This is a genomic window from Actinokineospora sp., assembly GCF_050699995.1.
Lineage (GTDB): Bacteria > Actinomycetota > Actinomycetes > Mycobacteriales > Pseudonocardiaceae > Actinokineospora.
The window spans coordinates 1-21,048 of sequence record NZ_JBOHGC010000145.1 but is presented as its reverse complement, the minus strand read 5'-3'; the positions used below and the strand labels follow the sequence as shown (position 1 = coordinate 21,048).

Annotated in this window: 15 protein-coding genes; 6 read left to right on the top strand and 9 right to left on the bottom strand. The window is 69.7% G+C overall.

Translation table 11 applies throughout. The features are described 5' to 3' along the window. From tnpB to ACRDSQ_RS08605, 4 genes are all read right to left on the bottom strand, one after another. On the bottom strand, positions 1–1,230 hold a 1,230-nt coding region (gene tnpB, locus ACRDSQ_RS08620), incomplete at its 3' end, for an IS607 family element RNA-guided endonuclease TnpB (protein WP_431420259.1). A gap of 191 nt (positions 1,231–1,421) precedes the next feature. After that, a complete protein-coding gene (locus tag ACRDSQ_RS08615) occupies positions 1,422–5,225 on the bottom strand; it encodes an endo-alpha-N-acetylgalactosaminidase family protein (protein WP_431420258.1) in 3,804 nt (1,267 codons plus the stop codon). Positions 5,226–5,408: 183 nt separating this feature from the next. Continuing rightward, positions 5,409–7,154, bottom strand: coding sequence for a beta-galactosidase (locus ACRDSQ_RS08610; protein WP_431420257.1), 1,746 nt, complete (start codon positions 7,152–7,154; stop codon positions 5,409–5,411). A gap of 15 nt (positions 7,155–7,169) precedes the next feature. Then, positions 7,170–8,057: an SIS domain-containing protein gene (locus ACRDSQ_RS08605; protein ID WP_431420255.1), complete on the bottom strand. Its 888-nt coding sequence runs from the start codon at positions 8,055–8,057 to the stop codon at positions 7,170–7,172. A 127-nt stretch (positions 8,058–8,184) separates the two neighbouring features. Here ACRDSQ_RS08605 and ACRDSQ_RS08600 point away from each other — a divergent pair, with 127 nt between their 5' ends. Continuing rightward, entirely contained in the window at positions 8,185–9,273 is a 1,089-nt protein-coding gene (locus ACRDSQ_RS08600; protein WP_431420254.1) for an ABC transporter ATP-binding protein, read from the top strand. Between the two features lie 52 nt (positions 9,274–9,325). On the opposite strand, the gene ACRDSQ_RS08595 is transcribed toward ACRDSQ_RS08600, so the two are convergent. The 5 genes from ACRDSQ_RS08595 to ACRDSQ_RS08575 are packed head-to-tail and all read right to left on the bottom strand — an operon-like array spanning position 9,326 to position 13,997. Further along, positions 9,326–10,162 carry a class II fructose-bisphosphate aldolase gene (locus ACRDSQ_RS08595; RefSeq protein WP_431420253.1) on the bottom strand — a complete coding sequence of 279 codons (837 nt, stop codon included), beginning with the start codon at positions 10,160–10,162 and terminating at the stop codon, positions 9,326–9,328. Then, complete coding sequence (locus ACRDSQ_RS08590) at positions 10,143–11,069, bottom strand: 1-phosphofructokinase family hexose kinase (RefSeq protein WP_431420252.1); 927 nt, start codon at positions 11,067–11,069, stop codon at positions 10,143–10,145. The genes ACRDSQ_RS08595 and ACRDSQ_RS08590 overlap by 20 nt, the downstream gene beginning before the upstream one ends. Beyond that, entirely contained in the window at positions 11,066–12,184 is a 1,119-nt protein-coding gene (nagA, locus tag ACRDSQ_RS08585; protein ID WP_431420251.1) for an N-acetylglucosamine-6-phosphate deacetylase, read from the bottom strand. Before nagA ends, ACRDSQ_RS08590 begins: the two co-directional genes overlap by 4 nt. Next, complete coding sequence (locus tag ACRDSQ_RS08580; protein ID WP_431420250.1) at positions 12,181–13,086, bottom strand: ROK family protein; 906 nt, start codon at positions 13,084–13,086, stop codon at positions 12,181–12,183. Before ACRDSQ_RS08580 ends, nagA begins: the two co-directional genes overlap by 4 nt. 20 nt (positions 13,087–13,106) lie before the next feature. Further along, positions 13,107–13,997 (bottom strand): SIS domain-containing protein, encoded by an 891-nt coding sequence (locus tag ACRDSQ_RS08575; protein WP_431420261.1) that lies wholly within the window; start codon positions 13,995–13,997, stop codon positions 13,107–13,109. A 198-nt stretch (positions 13,998–14,195) separates the two neighbouring features. Between ACRDSQ_RS08575 and ACRDSQ_RS08570 the strand changes: the two genes are divergently transcribed. The 5 genes from ACRDSQ_RS08570 to ACRDSQ_RS08550 all read left to right on the top strand — a co-directional run bounded on the left by ACRDSQ_RS08570 (position 14,196) and on the right by ACRDSQ_RS08550 (position 21,014). Next, entirely contained in the window at positions 14,196–14,981 is a 786-nt protein-coding gene (locus ACRDSQ_RS08570) for a DeoR/GlpR family DNA-binding transcription regulator (RefSeq protein ID WP_431420249.1), read from the top strand. A 203-nt stretch (positions 14,982–15,184) separates the two neighbouring features. Further along, the gene (locus tag ACRDSQ_RS08565; protein WP_431420248.1) at positions 15,185–16,501 is read left to right on the top strand and encodes an ABC transporter substrate-binding protein; all 1,317 of its coding nucleotides are present in this window, start codon (positions 15,185–15,187) and stop codon (positions 16,499–16,501) included. 86 nt (positions 16,502–16,587) lie between these two features. Beyond that, a complete protein-coding gene (locus ACRDSQ_RS08560; protein ID WP_431420246.1) occupies positions 16,588–17,547 on the top strand; it encodes a carbohydrate ABC transporter permease in 960 nt (319 codons plus the stop codon). Beyond that, positions 17,547–18,410 carry a carbohydrate ABC transporter permease gene (locus ACRDSQ_RS08555; protein WP_431420245.1) on the top strand — a complete coding sequence of 288 codons (864 nt, stop codon included), beginning with the start codon at positions 17,547–17,549 and terminating at the stop codon, positions 18,408–18,410. The genes ACRDSQ_RS08560 and ACRDSQ_RS08555 overlap by 1 nt, the downstream gene beginning before the upstream one ends. 51 nt (positions 18,411–18,461) lie before the next feature. Further along, positions 18,462–21,014 (top strand): phosphocholine-specific phospholipase C, encoded by a 2,553-nt coding sequence (locus ACRDSQ_RS08550; RefSeq protein ID WP_431420244.1) that lies wholly within the window; start codon positions 18,462–18,464, stop codon positions 21,012–21,014. Positions 21,015–21,048: the final 34 nt, after the last annotated feature.

The window sequence follows — 21,048 nt, the reverse complement described above, 5'->3', positions numbered from 1 at the left end:
GGACATGCCTCCCGCCACCTCGCCTGCGAGTTGGGCGAGGTTGCGGGCGGCGTTGAGATCACGATCAAGCACGTGTCCGCACTGGTCGCAGTGGAACGTCCGTTCGGAGAGGCGCAGTTTGGTTTTCACCGCGCCACAATCCGAGCAGGTCTTCGATGACGGGTACCACCGGTCGGCTAGATGCAGGCGGCTCCCGGCCCATCCGGTCTTGTAGGTGATCTGCCGACGCAGTTCGCCCATGCCGACTCCGGCGATGTGCCGGGCGAGGCGGCGGTTGCGCAGCATCCCGGCGACGTGGAGGTCTTCGAGCACGATCACACCGTGGGTGCGGACCAGGCGGGTGGACAGCTTGTGCAGCCCGTCGCGGCGGGCGTTGGCCTCCGCGGTGTGCAGGCGTTTGATCCGGGCCTGGGTCTTGCGCCACCGGGTGGAGGGGGCCTGCCGGGTGCGCCGGTCCGGGCCGTCGCGGCGGGCAGCCTGCCGCTGCAACCGCCGCAACTCCCGCATCGCGACTTCGAGGTGCCTCGGGTTGGCGATGGCCTCGCCGGTCGAGAGCACCGCCAGCGACTTGATCCCGAGATCCACCCCGACCACCGAGTCCGGTCGGGTCGCGGGAGGGTCGTGGCGGTCGATCTCCACGGAGAACGAGCAAAACCATCGTCCACCCCGATGGGTAACCGTGGCCGAGCGGATGCGGGCGCTGCCGCGTTCGACGTGCCGGGCGAGTTTACGGGTCGACTCGTGGGTGCGCACCACGCCGATGCGGGGCAGCTTCACATGTCTGCGGCCATCCTCGGTCAGACCGAAGCTGCCGGTGGTGAACCGACACGACAACCCCATGCGTTTGCCCTTGAACCTCGGAAACCGGACCTTCGAACCCTTGCGCTGGCCGGTCTTGGACTCGCTCCAGTTGCCCAGCGCGGTCGCGAGATTGGCCAGACCGGACGAATACGCCTCCTTCGAATTCTCCCCCCACCACGGAGCTGCGGTCTCCTTGGCCTGATTCCACAGTTTCCGTAGGTTGTAGGCCGCCCACGGCACAGACGGGGTGAGTTCGGTGTCCGGGATATCGTAGGACTTCTCAGCCCCGCGCTGGCCTAGGTTGGCCTTGATCAGGGCGAGACCCCAGTTGTAGGCGTACCGCTGCCCACCACAATGCGACCGCAACACCCCTTCCTGGGTCGGCGTCGGGTCCAAAGCGAACCGATATGCCTGCAAGATGATCGCCATCACGCGCACCGTACCGGGCAGCACCGACAAACCGATCACCCCACATCCGACCTCGGGACTTGTACGAAATACCCTCACACCACCACATTCAGACACTCCGGACAAAGCCTGGAACGGTTCGCAGCCCTCGGCGTGCACCCGTATGGGACCTGGCGGTGTGGACCAGGCCCCATACCTGCCCTCCAGTTTCCTTACACCCCGGTGACGTTCAGCTCGGCGACCGACGCCCAAGGCCCGCCCGCCTGCTCCGAGGTGGCCCGCAACCGCACGTACCGCCCGGCCTTCGCCGTGAAGCAGGCGTCCGACTCCGCCGTGGTGTTGGCGAACGTCCCGGCCTTCACCGCCGTGCCCCACGTCGTTCCATCGCCGGAGACGTAGACCTCGTAACCGGCGATCATGCCGTTGACCCCACTCTGCCTGGGCAGGTGGTGCAGGCACGACACCGAGTACGAGCGCCCGAGGTCTAGCACGATCTCATGCGGGTACGCCGCGTCCGGGTCGACCTGCGACCACGCGGTGTGCCACAGCGTGTCCGCCACGCCGTCGAGCACGTTGGCGGCACCGCCGGCGGTCGCGGTGTCCTCACTGGACACCGACTCCACCGTGATCCCCGACTGCGGAATCCGGCCTGCCACCTTGTATCCCACGTTCAGCTCAGCCACCGCGGTCCACGGATTCCCGCTGACCTCCGACAGCGCGCGCAACCGCACGTGTCGAGCCTGCCGGGCGATGAACGTGACCGCCTGCTCCGTCGTGGTGTTCGGGAACGTGCCGGTCGCCGCCGCCGTGCCCCAGTTCACCCCGTCGGTCGAGGTGTAGACCTCGTAGTTCGCGATCCGCCCGTTGGTCTGGGTCTGCCGCGGCAGGTAGTACACAGTGGACACGTTGTAGGTCGCCCCGAGGTCCACGCGGATCTCGTGCGGCATCGGGTCCGAACCGCCCGACCACTTGGTGTGCCAGATCGTGCTCGCGTTGCCGTCCAACACGTTCGCCGCGGCGCCGTTCTCACCCGCGGTTTCCTGCGAGTCCACGTAGGTCACCGACATGCCCGACTGCGGGACCCGCACGACGTCGCCGCCCGCACCCGGGCCGAGGTCGTCGACGACGAGGTCGTCGAGGATCAGGTCGGCTTCGTTGTTGGAGCCTTCCGGCGTCAGCTTGCGAACGCCGATCCAGGCGTTGGGCCCCGCGGTGAACGTCTTGCTGAACACCGTTGTGGTCCGCGCCTGCGCGAACGCCGTCGAGCTGGTCTCCGAGGCGCCCGAACCGGTGATGAACGCGTACTCGTCGCCGAACCCGGCCTGGTAGTTCGCCGTCACCTTGTACTGGCGGCCCTCGGTGAACCGCAGTGTCTGCGGCGCCGTCTGGTAGATCAGCCGCTGCCGTTCCTCGTGCGACTTCAGGGAGTTGCCGCCGGTGATCACGTCGTCGACCAGCTTGCCGTTCCAGCCCGCCTGGGTGTACGGCGCGTTGCGCTGGGCGATGTGGGTGCGCGGGTCGTTCTGCGAGCCGCCACCGACGACGAACGGACCCCAGCCCGCGTCGACATTCTCGAAATCCTCGACGAAATAGTGCCCGTTCAAGGGCGCGCGTCCGGATTGCACCACGCGCACGTCGTCGAAGACCACGGTGCCCGCGCCCGTCGCCGTCGACAGCGCCAGCGTGGCGGTGCTCTGCCCCGCGGGCACGTCGAAGAGGACCTTCATCCGCTGCATCGTCGTGCCGTTCTTCTCACTGCCGCCCGCGGCCTGGGTGACCCCGGACCAGTCGGCGTACACCGCCGCCGCCGTTCCGCCGGTGGGCGACACGCTCAGCGTCGCCTTGCGGCCTGCCGAGGTGCTGACCCACACCGACGCCGAGTACGTGCCCGCGGCCAGCCCGGTGAGTTGCTGGGACACCGTGGGCGCCGAGTTCGCCGCGACGGTCAGCTCGGACTGCCCGGAAGCGTTGCGGGTGACCGAGGCGCCCGTCCCGGTGACCGACCACGCCGACAGGTTCCCGGAGTAGAAGCCCGGGTCCTTGACCGGCGTGCCCTGGCCCCAGCCCGCGTCGCCCTGCACCGGCGCGGCGCCGTTGTAGACCACGTAAGCGGTGTTGGCCGCCGCCGCGATCGAGACCTGGCCGCCCGTGACCGCGAGGTCGCCCACGAGCACGCGGCCGGTGTCGGTGAGCCGGTAGAGCTTGGGTGCGGTCCAGCCCGCCGGAAGGGTCCAGGTCGTGGTGGCCGCCGCGCTGTTCCAGTGGTACAGCCTGCCGGCACGCGGAAGCAGGTAAGCGTTGCCGCGCAGCACTTCCCGGCCGTTGTCGCGGATGACCCTGGTCCCGCCCGCGTTGGTCACGCTGACCCCGTTGGCCAGCGTCACGGTGTCACTGGTCCACTTCGTGATCGGGGAGCTCTGCAGGTACTTGGTCGGCAGGTTCACCGCGAACGTGGTGCGCAGGAAGGCGTTGAAGTCCTTCTTGCCCTGCCAGCCCTCGTAGGCCTCCAGCTCGGCGCCGCCGAGCAGCGGGTGCCGCACGATCCAGTCGTCGCGGGTGTGGTTGCCGATGAACCGGGCGAGTTGGGAGTTGATGCCCTTGTAGTTCGAGCCGCCGTAGTTCACATCCGCCGACCAGTGCGTCCACACCGTGTTGTCGACCAGCTTGTCCGGGAACTCGGTGGCCATCTGCCAGCCCAGGCCGTTGATGTCACGGGCCAGCTTGCGGGAGACATAGCCGTCGCCGTACCAGACGTCGACGTAGAGGAAGTCCAGTCCCGGCACCGCGGTCTTGAGCTGGTTGAGCCGGGCCAGGCGGTCGCCGGACTGGCCGTCCTTGCGGGCGTCGATGACGTAGGACTGGTCGAGCCAGTCCCAGCCGAGGGTCCCGGTGTGCCTGGCCGGGTTGAACGTGCTCGACACGGGGTATTCCTCGTGCGCGTTGACGTGTACGCCGATGTCGGCGTTGAGGCCTTCGGCCGCCTCGGTCAGCGCGCGCAGCTCGGCCGGGCCGCCCATCTTCGGGCCGACGTAGCCGTAGTCCATGTGCGCGGAGTCGTGGCCTTCCGAGCCGTAGCCCTTGAGCAGCACGAACTGTCCGAGTCCGTCGGTGGCCCTGGCGACGCGCTTGGTCTCGTCGAGGGTCTGCGGGAACGGGTGCGTGGCCTGCGAGCCGAAGTTGAACGGGATGCGCTGCACCACGCGGTCCGCGGTGTTCTCCCAGCCCTGCGGCGGCGTCCAGATTTCGCGGGCGGCGACGGCGGCGTCCTGCCAGTCGACGACGCTGTCACCGTTGCGGTCGCGAGTGATGGCGACCTTGGCGAAGGGCAGCGGCTCGGTGTCCGTCAGCGCCGCGCCCGTCGGCCGGTAGAGCCAGTCACCGCTCCACAACCCGGCCCGGCGGTAGCCGGTCTTGGCGACGACCTGCTTCTGCAGTCGGCCGCTCTCGTTGGCGTTGGTTCCGGAAGGGTTGTCGTAGTACGAGTTCGACACGATCGCCGCGCCGAGCGTGGAGGTGTTGGCCACGGCGAACATCGCACCGGTGGGCGCGGTGTCGGCGGGCGTCGCCGAGGTGATCGCGGTGAACGTGTCACCGGTGCCGGTGGTCGCGGTGTTCATCCGCGCGGTGGCGAGCGCCGCGCCGGTCTGGCTGCTGCGCACGGAGACCAGGTTGTGGCCCGGGATGGCGAAACTCGACACCCGCAGGGAGGTGGTGTCGCTGATGCCGATCACCGCGAACTGCACGACGGACCCGCTCACCGACAGCCGGGCGTCGATGGTGACGCCGGAGAACGAGAGCTTGTAGTCGACGCGGTCGGTCGCGACGGTCGAGGTGACGGTCGGGGTGTAAGTGGCGCCGTTGACCCGGATCTGGGTGAGCGGGTCCTCGTTGCCGTGCAGCACCGCGTTGCTCGCGCGGTCGGTGTAGCTGATCACGCGGGGGAAGCTGTCGTCGACGCTGACGGACAGGGCGGGCGAGGTGATCGTGACCGCCGCGCCCTCGGCTGCGGCGGTCACGACCGGTAGGGCCAGGGAACCGGCTATCAAGGCAAGCGTTAACGGGACTTGGGCACGCATGCGCACTCCTGCAGGGGTAGGAGAGTTAGTTCAGCCAGTGTTCTAACTCACTTTGCCCACGTCAAGAGATGTTGTGCAAAAAGATGCGCGAATTTGGTCGATAAGACCAACTTCGCGCAGGAATCAGCCCAAAGAGCCTCGGAAGACGTCCGGCTCGCCCAGCGCGGGCTCGGCCACGAAGCGAACAGTGTCGCTGTCGCCGGGGTGAAGGTCCAGCACCACGATCTCGTTGGCGCCCTCGACCAGCACCGGCTTGGGCACGTAGAGCCGCGTCTGCGGGCCGCGGTCCCAATAGCGCCCCAGGTTGAAGCCGTTGACCCACACCACGCCCTTGGCGAACCCGGGCAGGTCGATGAACGTGTCCGCGGGCTCGTCCACCTCCAGCACACCGCGCCGGTAGAGCGGGCCACCCAGCTGTCCAAAGTGGATCTTGTCGACCTCGGCGAGGCGCAGCACCTCCCAGTCGGACAGCGCGACGCCGTCGACCTCCACGCCGCCGAGCAGGCCCTTGCGGTCGTGCAGGTGCGGGCCGTAGTTCACCCGGCCCTGGTTCTCCAGCAGGATCTCCAGCAGCGCGCCACCAGGCGGCAGCGCTACCGTGTCCTGCTCGCCGTCGCGCTCCAGCACACCGACTTCCACGCCGTCCACCAGAACTTGGGCGCGGTCATGCACGACCGGGATCCGCAGGGTGGCGGCGCCCGCGGGAAGCGTCGCGCGGTAGACGGCGAACCCGTGTCCGATCCCGGCCTCCTCCACCGTCGGCGGCTGCTCGAACCGACCCACCGACACCAGGTTGCGCAGCACGGCGGCGGACTCGGTCAGCCGCACGTCGCCGAACCCGGCCAGGCGCACGGCTGGGGGCTCCTCGGTGAGGGGTTCGCCCAGGTGCTCGGCGATCACGTCGCGGAAGGCCTCGAACTTCGGCGTCGGCGTGCCCCACTCGCTCAGCGGCGCGTCGTAGTCGTAGGAGGTGATCGTCGGCTCGAACCCGGCGCCGTGGTTGGCGCCGTTGAGGTAGCCGAAGTTGGTGCCGCCGTGCCACATGTAGAAGTTGACCGACGCGCCCGCGCCGAGGATGTCGTCCAAGGTGGCCGCCGCGTCCAGCGGGTCGCGCGCGTGGTGGCGCTCGCCCCAGTGGTCGAACCAGCCGCACCAGAACTCCATGCACATCAGCGGGCCCTCGGCCCGGTGCCCGCGGAACGCCTCGAACGCCTCCGCCGCGCGTGAGCCGAAGTTCACCGTGCCCAGCACGCCCTCGACGAGCCCGTTGGTGAGCATGTGCTCCTCCGGGCCGTCGGAGGTGAACAGCGGCACGTCGACACCGCGGCGCAGCAGGCCGTCGCGCAGGTGCGGCAGGTAGTCGGGGTCCGCGCCGTAGGAGCCGAACTCGTTCTCCACCTGAACCATCAGCGCGGGCCCGCCACGCGTGGCCAGCATCGGCAGCAGCTTCGGGATCAGCACGTCGAACCACGCGTCGACCGCGTCGAGGAACGGCTGGTAGGAGCTGCGCAGCCGCATGTCCGGGTCGCGCAGCAGCCACCAGGGCAGGCCGCCGAGTTCCCACTCCGCGCAGATGTACGGCCCGGGCCGCAGCAGTACGAACAGCCCGGCCTCCTCGGCCAGCGCGACGAACCGCTCGACGTCGAGTCCACCGCTGAAGTCGTGCCCGCCCGGTTCGGGCTCGTGCAGGTTCCACGGCAGGTACGTCTCCACCGTGTTCAGCCCCATCGCCCGCGCGGCGGCGAGGCGGTCGGCCCACTGGTCCGGGTGCACGCGGAAGTAGTGCAGGGCGCCGGAGACCAGTCGGATCGGTTCGCCGTCGAGCAGGAAGTCCGAGCTGCCGACGACGAACCGGGGGGAGTCGCTCATGGATGTCCTAAATGGTCAGGCGGGCTGGGGGAGGATGACTGACCGGGTCAGGTTGCGGGGGTGGTCCGGGTCGAGCCCGTGGACCTCCGCGATCGCCGAGGCCAGCCGCTGGGTGAGGACCAGGTCGGCCATCGGGTCGAGGTTGGAGGTGACCAGGGTGCCGCCGGCGGCGGTGATCTCGTCGCCGAGTCCGGCGGGCAGGTCGCCGATCATCCAGACCACGCGGCCGAGTTCGGTCACGCTGATCGGGCCGTGCCGGTATTCCATCGCCGGGTAGGACTCGCTCCAGGCCGCGGACTCCTCACGCAGCTTCAGCGCGGCCTCGTGCGCGAGCCCGACCGTCCAGCCGCGGCCGAGGAAGGTGAACTGGCCGGCGTGCACGATGTCCGCCGGGAGTTCCACGGTGATCGCTACGCGCAGGTCGGCGATGGCCGAGCCGAGGTCTTCGCCGAGCCCGGCGCGCAGCAGGGCCAGGGTCGTCGTGGCGAACCGGGTCTGCACGACGGCGCGCTCGGCGGCGAAACCGAGTGGCACGAGGTCGTCGGCGAAGCGCGACACCGGCGAGCCCGGGTCGGCGGTCACCGCGACCGTCCGGGTGCGGGGCGGCAGGGCGGCCAGCAGGTCGAGGACCTCGCTCGTCGCGCCCGATCGGGTCAGCGCGACGACCGTGTCGTAGGTACGGCCCTCCGGGAACGCCGACGCCGCGAAGGCGTCCGTGCGGCCGTGTCCGCGCTGCTCACGCAGGGCCGCGTAGGACTCCGCGATGAACCGTGAGGTGCCGCAGCCGACCACGGCGACGCGCTCCCCGGACTGGGGCAGCACCCGGGCCAGGTCGACGGCTTGGTCGACCGCTCGGCTCCAACACTGGGGTTGGCCGGCGATCTCGCTGGTGATGAAGGACAAGGCGACCCCTCCGTCCTGGCCGGGTGAACTGGCGTCAGCGTACACAAAGCTGTTTGCGACTGTTGACTTATAGTTGGAACTCCATAGAATTTCGCATGTTCTTGCAAATCCCACGTTTGGAGCCCTCATGGCCGGTGTTTCTTACCGCGGCGTCACGCGCCGCTATCCCGGCGTGGAGCGCCCGGCGCTCGCGGAACTCGACCTGAAGATCGAACAGGGGGAGCTGCTCGTCCTCGTCGGGCCGTCCGGCTGCGGCAAGTCGACCACCCTGCGGATGCTCGCCGGGCTGGAGCCGGTGGACGACGGCGAGATCTGGATCGGCGACCGCGACGTCACCTCGCTGCCGCCCAAGGACCGCGACATCGCCATGGTGTTCCAGAGCTACGCGCTCTACCCGCACATGACCGTCGCCGAGAACATCGGCTTCCACCTGCGCATCACCAAGGTGGAGAAGGCCGAGCGGGAGCGCCGGGTGCTGGAGGCGGCCAAGCTGCTCGACCTCGAGAAGTACCTGGACCGTAAGCCCGCCAAGCTCTCCGGCGGCCAGCGCCAGCGCGTCGCGATGGGCCGCGCGATCGTGCGCAGGCCCCAGGTCTTCCTGATGGACGAGCCGCTGTCGAACCTCGACGCCAAGCTGCGCGTCCAGACCCGCACGCAGATCGCCACGCTGCAGCGCAGGCTCGACGTCACCACCCTCTACGTCACCCACGACCAGGTCGAGGCGATGACGATGGGCGACCGGGTCGCCGTGCTCAAGGACGGCGAGCTGCAGCAGTGCGACACCCCGATCGCCCTGTTCTCCCGGCCCGCCAACCTGTTTGTCGCCGGCTTCATCGGCTCGCCCGCGATGAACCTGCTCCCGGCCACAGTGGACGGTCCCGACGCGATGTTCGGTGGGCAGCGCGTGCCGCTGACCCGCTCCCAGCTCACCGGCGTGACCAGCCCCGACGTGGTGGTCGGTGTGCGCCCGGAGAACTGGCACGTCAGCGCCGCCGGATCGCGGGGGATGGCGGTGACCATCGAGGTCGTGGAGGAACTCGGCAGCGACGGATTCCTGTACTGCCGCCCCGATGACGCCCCCGACCACGAGCCGATCGCGGTGCGGACCGAAGGCATGTCCCGCGCCAAGCGCGGCGAGCGGATCACACTCGTCCCCGATGTCGAGCGGCTGCACGTGTTCGACGCCGAGACGGGTCTGCGGCTCGACGCGCAGTGAGCTGATCCCTGCGGGTGCGGTCGAGGAAGCCGCACCCGCAGGGATTTCGCGGTCAGCGGGCTCCGAGAACCTCGAGCAACCGCGCCGCTTCCTTGCTCACCGCGGCACGGCCCGCGGCGATGTACTTGCGACTGTCCACAGTGGTCGAGTTCGCGGCCAGGTACGCGCGCACGGCCTCGGTGAAGACCTTGCTCAGCTGGGTCGCGATGTTGACCTTCGCCATCCCCGAGCGCACCGCCTCCGCCAGGTCCGGGTCGGCGACACCGGACGAACCGTGCAGCACCAGCGGAACCGGCACCGCCGCCCGCAGGGCCGCGATGAGTGCGAAGTCCAAGGACGCGTCCCTCGTCAGCATGGCGTGCGAGGAACCGACGGCGACCGCCAGCGCGTCCACGCCGGTCGCCTCGACGAACTCGACCGCCTCGCCCGGATTCGTCCGGACCCCCGGCGCGTGCACCCCGTCCTTGCCGCCCACCTCACCGAGTTCGGCCTCCACCCACACACCGGCGCGGTGGCAGTGCTCGGCGACCTCCTTGGTGCGCGCCACGTTCTCCGTGTAGTCCAAAGTGGAGCCGTCGTACATGACCGACGAGAAGCCCAGCCGGACCGCCTCGTAGACCAGGTCCACCGACTCCGCGTGGTCGAGGTGCACGGCCACCGGCACGTCGGCCGACCGCGCCACCGCGAGGGTCGCGACGGCGATCGGTTCCAGCGCGCCGTGGTAGCGCACGCAGTTCTCGCTGATCTGCAGAATCACCGGCGCGCCCGCCGCGGACGCGCCTTCCACCAGCGCTTCGGCGTGCTCCAGGTGGATCACGTTGAACGCGCCCACCCCGCGGCCCGCCGCCCGGGCGGGCCCCACGATCTGGTCAGTTCCGACTAGCGGCATCGAGTTCCTCCACGTTCACCCCGGCACGCTGCTCGTCGCGCGTGCCCTCGTCGATGTCCCCCGCGAGCGGTGCGGCGACCGCTGCCGCCGACCACGCCACCGCCTCGCGAATCAAGTCCGGCCAAGGTGTTGCGGCCAGCAGGCCCGCCGCGAGCGCCGCGACGCCCGCGTCGCCCGCCCCGGTCGGGTTGCCGTGGACGTGCCGGTCGGGTCGGGCCCGCCAGCAGCCGTCGGCGGTGACCGCCACCATCCCCTCGGGTCCGAGCGAGGCCACCACGGCTCCCGCGCCCGCCCGGCGCAGCGCCTGCGCCGCCGCCACCGGGTCGGATTCACCGGTGGCCTCGAACAGTTCGACCGCGTTGGGCTTCACCACGTCCGCCCCCGCCGCGATCCCCGCCAGCAGCGCGTCGCCGCTGGTGTCGAGGATCGTGCGACAGCCGTGCTCGCGGGCGATGCCGACCAGTTCGGCATAGGCGTCGGAGCCCAGCCCGGGCGGCAGGCTGCCCGAGAGCACCACGATCCGCGCGTCGGTGAGCAGACCGGCGAGGTGACCGCGGAACCCGGCCCACTCGGCGGGGGTGACCGTCTCGCCCGGCTCGTTGAACACCGTCGCGTCGCCCTCGGCGACGACGGTCACGGTGCGCCGAGACTCCGCGGCGACCTCGAACGGATGGAACTCGACGTGGGCGGCGGCCAGGTCTCGGTCCAGCAGGCCGCCCGTCGGGCCGCCGACCAAACCGGTCGCGATCACCGGAATCCCTTGGCGGGCAAGCACTCGGGCGACATTGATGCCCTTGCCGCCCGCCCGGCTGCTGACCGACGTCACCCGGTGGCTGCCGTTGGGCAGCAGCGCGGGCACCACGTAGGTGACGTCGAGGGCGGCGTTCGGCGTGACCGTGACGATCACCGGACCCACCTTCCCTTGGCCAGCACTCGGCGCACCCCCAGTCGGGCGTCGAGCACCACCAGGTCCGCGTCCATCCCGGGAGCGAGCGCGCCGACCCGGTCGAGCCCGAGCACCGCCGCCGGGGTCGCGCTCGCGGCGCGGGCGGCGTCGGCGAGCGGGATGCCCGCGTCGACGGCGTTGCGCACCGCCGCGTCCATCGTCAGCGTGCTGCCCGCGAGTGACCCACCGTTCGCCAGCCGGGCCACGCCCGACTCGACCAGGACGTCGAGCCCGGACAGCCGCACCTCGCCGTCGCCCATGCCGGTCGCCGAGATCGCGTCCGTGATCAGCGCGGTGGACTTCTTGGTGCGCAGCACATGCGCGACCAGGTCGGGGTGCAGGTGGACGCCGTCGTTGATCAGTTCGACGGTCACCCGGTGGTCGTCGAGGAGGGCGAGGACGGGACCGGGATCGCGGTGGCCCATCGCGGGCATGCCGTTGAACAGGTGCGTGGCGAGCCGGGCGCCCGCGTCGATCGCGGTCCGGGTCCGCGCGAGGTCTGCGCCCGTGTGCCCGATCGCGGCGACCACACCGCGAGCGGCGAGCAGGGCGATCGCGGCGATCGCGCCGGGCCGCTCGGGAGCGATGGTGACCACCCGGACAGTGCCCTCCCCCGCGTCGAGGAGGGTTTCGAGCAGGTCGGGATCAGGGTCCAGCAACAGCGTCGGGTCGTGGGCGCCGCAGTGGGAGGTCGCCAGGAACGGGCCCTCCAGGTGGATGCCCGCGATCACCCCGGCGCGCGCGAGCGGGACCAGCCCGGCCGTCGCGGCGACCAGGTCGTCGACCGGCGCGGTCACCAGGCTCGCCAGCATCGTGGTCGTCCCGTGGCCGAGGTGGAAGTCCCGGGCCGCCCGGGCCTGGGCCGGGTCCTGAAAGGACGCGCCGCCGCCGCCGTGGACGTGCAGGTCGACGAACCCGGGCACGACGGGGTCGCGGCCGAGTTCGATGGTGTCGCCCGGGGGCGGCGGTCCGTCGCCGAGCGCGTCCACCCGGCCGTCCCGGACGGCGATCCAGCCGTCGTCCAGCCAACCGGTGGCGGTGAGGATCCGCCCGCCGCTCAGCACCTGCGTCGTCATTGCCCGCTCCGGGTCTTCAAGTGGTCGAGGGCGAGCAGAGCGGCGCCGAGGCAGGCCGCCTGGTCGCCGAGCGCGGCCGCGACCACCGTGGGCACACGCTGGAAGGTCAGCCGCGCGCCGAGTCGCTCGCGCAGCGGGTCGAACAGGTCCGGGCCCGCGCCGGAGAGGCCGCCGCCGATCACGACGACCTCCGGCGCCAGCACGGTCACGACCGTGGCCAAGGTGTCGGCGAGGGCGTCGACACCTTGGTTCCAGACGCGAGCGGCGACCTCGTCCCCGGCGCGCATCCGGTCGAGGACCTCCAGCGCGGCGGACACGTCTTCGCCGGTCAAGGCGCTGTAGCGGCGGGCAAGCGCGCTCGCCGACCCGACCGTTTCCAGGCAGCCGCGGCCCCCGCAGGGGCACGGATCACCATCCGGGTCGACGACCAGGTGGCCGATCTCCCCGGCGTAGCCGCCCGCTACCACCATCCGGCCGTCGGCGATGAACGCCGCGGAGACGCCGGTGCCGACAGGGACGAAGGCGACGTCCCGGTAGCCCATCGCGGCACCCAGCCGCCACTCGGCCAGCGCGCCCGCGCGCACGTCGTGACCCACTGCCGTGGGCTTGCCGGTGCGGGCGCTGAGCCGGGACAGGTCCAGGTCGCGCCAGCCCAGGTTGACCGAGAAGCGGGCGATGCCCGCGGCCTCGTCGACCAGCCCGGGGAACACGACCCCGGCCGCGGCCACGGGCGTCTCGGCGAGCTGGTCCAGCTCGGCGAGCACGTCGATGGCCGCGTCGATGGCCGCGTCCGCGCCGTACGGGGTCGGGCGGCGCAGGGTGTGGCGGACCCGCAGGTCGCCGTCGACCAGCGCGGCCTTGATGGTTGTGCCGCCGATGTCGACGGCGGCGACCAGGCTCACCGGGATGACGCTAGCCGCCGTCACTGGCCCGTGGCGGCGAGGATCACCGACCGGGTGAGGTTGCGCGGGCTGTCCGGGTCGAGGCCCTTGCGCTCGGCGACGGCGAGCGCGAGCCGGTGCGCGAGGACGAGCTGCGCCATCGGGTCGAGATCGTCGGTCACGAAGGTGGCGCCGGTCGCCGCGACGTCCTCGGGCAGGCCCTCCGGGGCCGGGCCGAACATCCACGTGAGCCTGCCGGGCTCGGCGATGCTGACCGGGCCGTGCCGGTACTCCATCGCCGGGTACGACTCGGTCCACACCTGCGCGGCCTCACGCAGCTTGAGCGCGGCTTCGTGCGCCAGGCCGATGGTCCAGCCTTGGCCGAGGAACGTGATCTGGTCGGCGGCGGGCAGGTCGCCCAGCGGCCGGGTGAGCGCTTCGCGCGCGTCGGCGACGGCCTGGGTCAGGTTTTCGCCGAGGGAGGCGCGCAGCAGCGCGAGCACCGATGTCGCGGACCGGGTCTGCACGACCGAGCGCTCGTCGATGAACGGCAGCTCGATCGCGTAGTCGGCCGATTTGGTGACCGGGGAACCCTCGGTCGCGGTGATCGCGACCGTCTTCGTGCGCCCGCGCAGGGCGTCGAGCAGGGTGAGCACCTCGGTGGTGGTGCCCGAGCGGGTGATCACGATGACCCGGTCGTAATCCGTGCGGCCGACCGGGAACTCCGAGGCGGCGAACGCGTCGGTGGTGCCGTGGCCCGCGCCCTCGCGCAGCGCGGCGTACGCCATCGCCACGAACCAGGAGGTTCCACAGCCGGTCACGGCCACCCGCTCGCCTTCGCGCGGGAGCACCGCCTGGTGCTCCGCGATGGCGTCCGCGGCACGGATCCAGCACTCCGGCTGGCTGCTGGTTTCCTCGGCGGAAGCGGACAGTCCCACGTGACCTCCTCTGATTGACTGCTGAGTGCGTGCTCGATCCTACACAAAACATGCGTGTTTCAAACAGTTTTGCGCATGTTTGTGCAGTGATGAGAACCTAGTCCTCCGTTGGGCGTCTGCGGAATCATGCGCGGGGCTGCCCGATACCGAACAGGATGGATCGCGAATCCCCGCGAACCTACGGAGGTGGGCATGGATCGGCATGAGCGATTGAGCGCGATGCTCGAGCTGCTCGGCCAGCGCGGCCGAGTCGAGATCGAGGACCTCGCGGCCGGGCTGACCGTGTCCGCGGCGACCATTCGGCGCGACCTCGACCACCTCGCTGACCAGCAGTTGCTCACCAGGACTCGCGGTGGCGCCGTGGTCAACAATGTGAGCTACGAGCTGCCCCTGCGCTACAAATCGGGCAGGCGGGCGCCGGAGAAGTCCAAGATCGCGTACTCGGCGGCCGGGCTGGTCGCGCAGGGCGACGTGGTCGGACTCAACGGCGGCACGACCACTACCGAGGTCGCGCGGGCCCTCGCGACCCGCGGCGATCTGTCGCGGACGACCGACGGGCGCACCCTGACCGTGGTGACCAACGCGCTCAACATCGCCAACGAACTCGCGGTCCGGCAGAACATCAAGCTCGTCGTCACCGGGGGAGTGGCGCGCCCGCAGTCCTTCGAGCTGAGCGGTCCGCTCGCCATGCGGGTGCTCGGTGACATCGGGCTGGACATCCTGTTCCTCGGCGTCGACGCCTTCGATCCGGACACCGGGGCCTATGCCCACCATGAGGGCGAGGCCAGCATCAACGCGTTGATGGTCCAGCGGGCGACCAAGGTCGTGGTGGTCGCCGACAGCTCGAAGCTCGGCAGGCACGCGTTCACCCGCATCTGCCCGGTCGGGGCGATCAACGCGCTGGTCACGGACGCGGGCGCGCCCGCGGACGTGATCGCCGCCTTCCAGTCGGCAGGCGTTTCGGTGCACCAGGTCTGACCCGCACGGGGGATTGCGCGATCCGCTTCGGACCCGTGGGAATGGTCTGCTTCCCCGGGTCCTTCGCGTCTCCGGGGTTCTGTGAAGCGACCGTGACCGGGATGTTGCGCGAAACTGTTGACTCAATGTTCGATTACGCTCAGAATCCTCCAATATCTAACAAGTTCGCGCGCCCAGCGTCGCCGATCGCTCGGAGGTACCCCGTGTTCCCAGATGTGTCCAAGCGGTTCGCGTCCCTGGCCGCCGCCGCGTCGGTCGCCCTCGGCGTCACCGCGTGCGCGGGCTCGCCCGAATCCGACAACGCGCCGCTGACCGCCGGTCCGGTCACCGTCGAGTTCTGGGGCTGGGCGCCCGGCTACCAGGAAGCCGCCGACCTCTTCAACTCCACGCACACCGACGTGAAGGTCAAGTTCAACAAGACGCCGTCCGGCGCCAAGGGCGGCTACCAGCAGATGCTCAACGCGGTGAAGGGCGGTTCGGCGCCGTGTCTGGCCCAGGTCGGCCTGGAGACGCTGCCGACCTTCGTCGTCGAGGGCGCCTTGGCTGACGTCGGCACGCACGCCGCGGGCGACGGCGGCAAGTTCGTCGACTGGACGTGGAACCAGGTCAAGGTCGGCAAGGCGGTCTTCGCCGCGCCGGTCGACACCGGCCCGATGGTGCTCTACTACCGCAAGGACGTCTTCGAGAAGTTCGGCGTCGCCGTCCCGACCACCTGGGACGAGTACGAGCAGGCCGGGAAGAAGATCAAGGCCGCCGACCCGAGCTACTTCATCACCTCCTTCGACAGCGGCGACCTCTACACCTTCGCCGGATACGCCTGGCAGAACGGCGCCGAGTGGTTCGGCACCCAGGGCGAGAGCTGGAAGGTCGACGTCGCGGGCGGCGACACCGCCAAGGTCGCCGAGTACTGGCAGCGGCTGGTGGCCGAGAAGCTGGTAAAGCCCGAGCCCGGCTTCGACAAGGAGTGGAACGCCGACGTCAACAGCGGCAAGGTCGCCAGCTATGTCGGCGCCTCCTGGGCGTCCGCGCTGATCAAGGACAACGCGCCCGACGGCAAGGGCAAGTGGGGCGTCGCCCCGATGCCGCAGTGGAAGGCCGGGGAGAAGAAGGCGGGCAACGCCGGCGGTTCGTCCACCGCGGTGCTCAAGGGCTGCAAGGACCCGAAGCAGGCGTGGGAGTTCGCGGTGTGGATGAGCACCGACCCGGCCGCCTACAAGATCCTGATCGAGAAGGCGGGCCTGTACCCGGCGGCCAAGTCGCTGCTCGACCTGCCCGAGCTCAACGCGCCGTCGGAGTACTTCGCCGGGCAGAACCTGGGCGCCGCGTTCAAGGAAGCGGCGAACACCACCGACACCGGCTGGCGCTGGGGCCCGACGATGACCCAGGTCAGCACCGACTTCGGGGACGCCGCGGGCAAGGCGGTCACCGGCACGGGCACCCTGCCTGACGCGCTGAAGACGGTGCAGGACAAGACCGTCGGCGCGATCAAGCAGAAGGGCCTCTCGGTCGCGGGCGGGTGATCCCGCGCCGCCCGGACGGCCTGCCCGATGCGGGGGCGGGCCGTCCGGGCGGATTCCGCCCAACTATCCACAAAGGAAGGTCCGCCGTGCCCACCGTCGCCCCGCGGAAAGCCACCGCCCCGCCTGCCCCCGCGCCCACCGAGCCGGGTGGCGCGAAACGGCGCAAGCCGGTGTCGCACCGCAAGTTCGTCGTGGGCTTCCTGGTCCCCTTCGGCCTGCTGTTCGTCGCCATGTACCTGGCGCCCATCGGGTACGCGATCGTGGAGAGCCTCTACACGGTCAAGCGGTCCGGCCTCGGCCTCGGCCCGAGCACCACCGAGTTCGCCGGCCTGGACAACTTCGCCAGGGTCTTCTCCGACGACGCGTTCCTCACCGCCATCGGCCGGGTGCTGCTCTTCGGCGCCGTCCAGGTCCCGGTCATGCTGGGGCTGGCCCTGTTGTTGGCCCTGCTGCTCGACTCCACTGTGGTCAGGTTCCCCGGCTTCTTCCGGATCGCCTACTTCATCCCGTTCGCCCTGCCGGTCGTGGTGTCCGCGCTGCTCTGGTCGTTCCTCTACTCGCCGGGGTCGAGCCCGTACCAGAAGCTGTTCGCGCTGGTGGGCCTGTCCATCGACTTCACCGGCAGCGACACCGTGCTGTGGTCGCTGGCCAACATCGTGACCTGGGCGTGGACCGGCTACAACATGCTGATCATCTACTCGGCGCTGCAGGCGCTGCCCGAGGACATCTACGAGGCCGCGCGCCTCGACGGCGCCAGTGGCCGGCAGATCGCGTGGCGGATCAAGATTCCGTTGGTGCGCCCGGCGATCACGCTGACCGCGGTGATGTCGGTGATCGGCACCCTGCAGCTCTACAACGAGCCCGCCATCGTCAAGCACATCGCGCCCGCCATCGACTCCAAGTACACCCCGCTGATGCTCGCGCAGACCGCCGGTCTGGAGAACAGCGACTACAACTTCGCCGCGGCCGTGTCCGTCGTGCTCGCACTGGGGACATTCCTGGTGTCGTTCCTGATCCTCCGCTTCGCCCGCAGGAAGGCTGTCTGATGGCGACCCCGACCACGACGCGCAAGGGCGCCAAGACGTTCACCAAGGGGCAGGTCCTCGGCACGGCGTTCCTGTTCGTGCTGAGTGTGTACTTCCTGCTGCCCCTGTGGTGGCTGCTGGTCTCGTCCACGAAGAGCACCGGGCAGCTGTTCTCCACCAACGGTTTCTGGTTCGCCGACATCCAGCTCTGGACGAACCTGACGAACCTGTTCAAGGCCGACGACGGCGTTTTCCTCACCTGGGTGGGAAACACCGTTCTCTATGCGGGCGTGGGCGCCGCCGTGAGCACGCTGATCTCCGCCGCTGCCGGGTATGTGCTGGCCAAATACCAGTTCCGCGGTAAGGAAGCGGTGTTCGGCGTGATCATCGCCGCGGTGCTGGTGCCCAAGGTGATGCTGGCACTTCCGCTTTACCTCATGTTCGCCAAGTTGGACCTGGTGAACACTTTCTGGGCGGTGTTTCTGCCCAGTATCGTCTCCCCGTTCGGGGTCTACCTGTGCCGCGTGTACGCCGCGGCCTCGGTGCCCGACGAGCTGATCGAGGCAGGCCGCATCGATGGGGCGAGCGACACGAGGATCTTCTTCACCGTGTCGCTTCGAGTCATGTCCCCGGCGCTGGTCACGGTGTTCCTCTTCCAACTCGTCGAGATCTGGAATAACCTCCTGCTGCCGATGGTGATGCTGCAGGACGACGAGCTGTGGCCGATCACCGTCGGCCTCACGTACTGGGACAGCCTGCGCACGACGTCGAACTACGGGCTGACTGTCACCGGCGCGGCGGTATCCGTCATCCCGCTCATGATCGCTTTTGTTCTGCTGCAGCGTTTCTGGCGCTCGGGCCTGACCTCGGGCGCCGTGAAATAGATCGAATAGGTTGCATTTTCCATCCCCGTCCCCTGCCGAGGAGAAAGAGCAATGAAGCGACGTACCCTGCTGAAAGCGGCTGCCGGATCGGCGGCCGCTTTCACGTTGTTGCCGGAGAGTGTGCGCGTCGCACTCGCCGCCGAGGCGCCTACCGGCGGTCTCGAAGTGATCGAGCACGTGGTGATCTTCATGCAGGAGAACCGGTCGTTCGACCACTACCTGGGCACGCTCAAGGGCGTGCGTGGGTTCGCCGACCCGGCCGCGATCCGGCTGCCCAGCGGCAAATCGGTCTTCTACCAGCCAAAGGGGACCGGTGAACTGCTGCCCTACGAGGTGGGCGACCAGTTCCTGGCCGACGTCAACCACAACTGGACCGGCGGACACGGCGCGTGGAACAACGGCAAGCACAACCAGTGGTATGCGAATAAGGGAAACCTGGGGCTGACCTACCACACGCGGTCCGCACTGCCCTTCTACCACCAGTTGGCCGACGCCTTCACCGTCTGCGACGCCTACCACTGCTCGGAGATGGGCCCGACCAACCCGAACCGCATGTACATGTTCACCGGCAAGATCGGGTTCGAGCCGGACGGCAAGACACGCGCCATCGGCAACGACTCTTGGGGAAACCCGGGCCACACAGGCTATGGCTGGACCACCTACGCCGAGCGGCTGCAGGCCGCGGGCAAGACCTGGCGGGTCTACCAGGAGTGGGACAACTACGGCGACAACTCGCTGGACTACTTCATCAGCCTCATGGCCGTCGGGCGCAAAGCCCTGGCGAAGACGAAGGACGTCACCGCCAACGGCAACCCCTTCACCAAACTCGAATACTTCTACTACGCCGTGGCGAAGGCCTCGGCGACCGACCAGGCGAAGCTGCTCGCCGACCTCGCCGCGGGCGTGAACACCCTGACTGCGGCGGAGCGCAGCCTCTACGACCGCGGGCTGCACCGCGAGCGGCCCAAGCAACTCCTCCCCGCGTTCAAGGCCGACATCGATGCGGGCACGTTGCCCGCGGTGTCCTGGATCGTCGCCCCGGAAGACCAGACCGAGCACCCGTACTGGGGGCCGAACACCGGAGCGGACCTGGTCAAACGCACGCTGGACGCGCTGGCGTCGAAGCCAGAGGTGTGGAACAAGACGGTGTTCCTGCTGATGTACGACGAGGAAGGCGGGTTCTTCGACCACATGCCGCCACCGGCCCCGCCGGTCAGCAGCAGCGATGGTCAGAGCACCGTGGCCATCACCGACGAACTCGTCGGCAGCGAGCCGATCGGCCTGGGTATCCGGGTGCCGATGATGGTCATCTCGCCGTGGAGCCGCGGCGGCAAGGTGTGTTCGGAGGTCTTCGATCACACCTCGGTGGTGCGGTTCCTGGAGAAGTGGACCGGCATCGCCGACCCGAACATCCCGCCATGGCGGCGGGCGGTGTGCGGCGACCTGACGTCTACTTTGGACACCACGACGCCGAACACCACCTACCCGGTGTTGCCCACGCCCGTGCTCACCTCCGGTCCCAAGGGCACCACCCCGGCGCCGCCCGCGGTGCAGACGTTCCCGATCCACGAGACCGGTGTGCGTACCGCGCGGCCGTTGCCGTACGTGTTGACCGTGTCCGGGCGGGTTGCCGCGGACAAGTTCTGGATCGACTTCGCCAACACCGGGACAGCGGGCGCGCACTTCTACGTCTACGCGCACGCTTTCCGCACGGACGGACCGTGGCGGTACACGGTGGAGGCGGGCAAGTCGCTGTCGGACTACTGGCAGGCGGGCACACCGACCGGCGCCTATGACTTGAACGTCCACGGACCCAACGGTTTCATCCGCCGCTTCGCCGGGAACCGGGCGACCGCGACCACCGCGGGCAACGCCAACCCGGAGGTGACCCTGCGCTACTCGACCGCCGAGGACCGGGTCTACCTCACCATGGCCAACGCGGGCGGCAAGGCGTGTGTGGTCACGGTCCGCACCAACAACCGAGGCGGCGGGCCGTGGACATACACGGTCAACCCCGGGGCCACCGTCGAGGACTGGTTCAGCACCGGCAACGGGATGAACGGTTGGTACGACCTGACCGCCACGGCCGACACCACCGACGGCTTCGCGCGGCGCTTCGCGGGACACATGGAGACCGGCGCGGAAACCACGAGCGATCCGGTGATGGGCTCGGGTCCGCTGTCGGCGGTCGTGCGCTCGTACTCCAGCCAGGAAACGGTCGGCGAGAACGGCGCGGCCGCCAACGCCGTCGACCGCAGGCCCACCACGATCTGGCACACCAAGTGGAGCGGCGGCTCGGACCCGCTGCCCCACGAGATCGTTCTGGACCTGGGCACGTCCCGCACGGTGACCGGCCTGACCTACGTGCCCCGCCAGGACGGCGGCGCCAACGGTCGGATCGGGCGGTACGAGGTCTACGCGAGCCCGGATGGCACGACCTGGGGCAGCCCGCTGGCCGCGGGCACTTTCGCCGACGACGCGACGTCGAAGACCGTGCGCTGCTGGCCCACGGCGGCCCGCTACGTCCGACTGCGCGCGCTGACCGAGGCGGGCAACCGAGGCTCGTGGACCTCGGCCGCGGAGGTGGTCCCGCTGGGCTGGTGAGCCGAGCCCGCGCCGTCCTGCCTGGTGGCGGGAC